We start from the raw sequence: 2363 nt of genomic DNA, 5'->3' as shown, positions 1-2363 counted from the left end.
TGTCCGCGTACTTCGCTGAGTGCTCCGCTGAGTACGGAGGTATGTGCACCACTCAGGCCACGTCGGAGTCCCGCGCGATAGCTTGAAGACGGTTCTTGAGGCGGTAGCTGTTGCCGTTGATGGAGACGACCTCGCAGTGGTGCAGAAGGCGGTCGAGGATCGCGGTGGCGAGGACTTCGTCGCCGAAGACCTGGCCCCACTCGCTGAAGGTCTTGTTCGAGGTGAGGATGACCGAGCCCTTCTCGTAACGCTTGGAGATCACCTGGAAGACGAGGTTCGCCTCGGCGCGTTCGAGGGGCTGGTAGCCGACTTCGTCGACAACAAGGACGCTGGGCCGCAGATAGGTGCCGAGTTTGTTGACCAGCTGCCCTGCCGTCTCTGCGGTCTTGAGGTTGCGGACCATGTCGTCGAGGGTCGTGAAGTAGATCGAATAGCCAGCCCGACAGGCCGCGACCGCAAGGGCGACGGCGATATGCGTCTTGCCGACCCCCGGCGGTCCCAGCAGGGCCGCGTTGGCCTTGGCCTCGATGAACGAGAGGGTGGCGAGGTCTTTGACCTTGCGCGGGTCGAGTTCGGGCTGGAAGGAGAAGTCGTACTCATCCAGCGTCTTGTGGTGTGGCAGCTTCGAGGTCCGCAGGCCGCTGCGGAAGCGACGGTCCTCACGGACCGCGAGTTCCTCGGACAGGACCAGGTCGAGGAACTCGAGGTATCCCATCTTCGCCTCGTCAGCTCGGCGGGTGAACTCGTTGATGGTCTCCGCGAGATGGGGCAGGCCGAGCTTGCCGGCCGTGGAGCGGATGCGGTTGCCGGTCAGCTCGCTCAAGAGGATTCCTTCGGGCTCGAGTTGGTGGTGAACGGACGGGTCCCGGTGAGCTCGTCATAGACCGACAACGGGCGGCGGCCGACCTCGATGCTGGCGGCAGCAGCCCGGTTCAGCAGGGCTCGCAATGGACCGGCCTCGGGCCCGAGAGGCCGGTCGTGGCGGGGAAGGGGCGGGACATCACCGGTGGTGACGCGGCGTCCGGCTCCGGTGGGTAGGCCGTTCCAGTGCCTCTCGTCCACGATCCGGGCGCCGCGGCCAACCGCCCGCGGATGAGCGGCCAGCAGGGTTTCCCCGTCGGCGCCGGGGACGGTGGAGTGCAGTGTGACCTGGGACTTGGTCGCCCGAATCTCGACCAGCTGACGCGGGCGGACCTTGCGGGCCGGCACCGAGTAGAGGTTCGCGTCGAAGGCGACCAGGCAGTCCTTGCCGACGTGCCGCAGATACCGCTGGGCCACCACATACGGAGTCGGCGGCAGCGTCCGCAGAGCCACGTGATCCCGCATGGCCCGGTGCCCGATGATCTCGCCGTGGGTGCCGTGCACCTTCGCCCGCCGCAGCGGCACCCAGGCCGCGAAGGCGGAGTTCATCTCCTCGATCGAGGAGAAGGCCCGCCCGGCCAGCACATGATCACGGACAATCAAGACTTGGCGCTCGACCCGGCCCTTGCCCTGGGGCCGATAGGCGGCCAGGACGTCGATGTCGAAGTCATAGTGCCCGGAGAACGCGACGGCTTCCGGGTGCAACGGGACGGCCTCACCCGGTGCGACATGCCGACGCACGACAGTCTTGGTGCGGTCGTAGACGATCGTCATCGGCACCCCACCGAAGTGCGTGAACGCGCGCCGGTGGCAGTCGAAGAAACTCGCCAGGTCCTGGCTGGTGGTGAAACAGCAGAACGGATCACGCGAGTACGACAACGTCATGTGGAACGAGTAGACCTTCGGGATCCCGACGTGGGCGAGGATCTTGCCCTCATCGCCCCAGTCCACCTGTGCTTGAGCACCGGGGACGACCTCGAAGCGACGGTGCAGACCGGCGAGTTCACTCGGGCTGATGCCGAGCTCCTCGGCGATCCGGGGCCTGGCCTCCTGCAGGTAGAGCTTGATCCTCTGGTAGTTGATGATGACCCCGTACTCCGAGGCCAGACGCTCGTGGACCACTGCCCCCTTGAGCAGGATCTCCGACCGGAGCATCGCGTCAATCAGCGGGGCGACCTCGTCCACCATCCGCTTCCGCGGCTGGCCGCTGGGCTCTCTCTCCGGCGGCGCCGCCGGGACCTGGCCCGACAGATACTTGGCGACCGTACGGCGGTTCAGCCCGGTCTCCTTCGCGATCTGCCGCTGACTCATCGAGCCGGACTCGTACAGACCGCGAAACCGCCTCAACTCCAGCCAGCGATGCGGGTCCAAGACCACCGTCCGCCGCCCCTCTGCCACCTCGAAACCGACGACAGAAGACTCGCGGCACCCGTCTGCCACCGCATCAACTTTGGTGCACTCTCATCCGTACGAGGTGGTGCACGTCCACTTGTACGCCGACA

General features: G+C 66.2%; 2 protein-coding genes. Both read right to left on the bottom strand.

The window, feature by feature from the left end; all coding sequences use genetic code 11:
• Nucleotides 1-52: 52 nt before the first annotated feature.
• Nucleotides 53-823, bottom strand: a complete 771-nt coding sequence (gene istB / locus E2651_RS42640; protein WP_135336632.1) for an IS21-like element helper ATPase IstB — start codon at nucleotides 821-823, stop codon at nucleotides 53-55.
• Complete coding sequence (gene istA, locus E2651_RS42635; RefSeq protein WP_167829081.1) at nucleotides 820-2238, bottom strand: IS21 family transposase; 1419 nt, start codon at nucleotides 2236-2238, stop codon at nucleotides 820-822. The genes istB and istA overlap by 4 nt, the downstream gene beginning before the upstream one ends.
• Nucleotides 2239-2363: the final 125 nt, after the last annotated feature.

Source organism: Streptomyces sp. MZ04 (assembly GCF_004684775.1).
GTDB lineage: Bacteria > Actinomycetota > Actinomycetes > Streptomycetales > Streptomycetaceae > Streptomyces.
The sequence above is the reverse complement of the archived record's forward strand: the minus strand, read 5'-3'. Positions and strand labels throughout refer to the sequence as shown.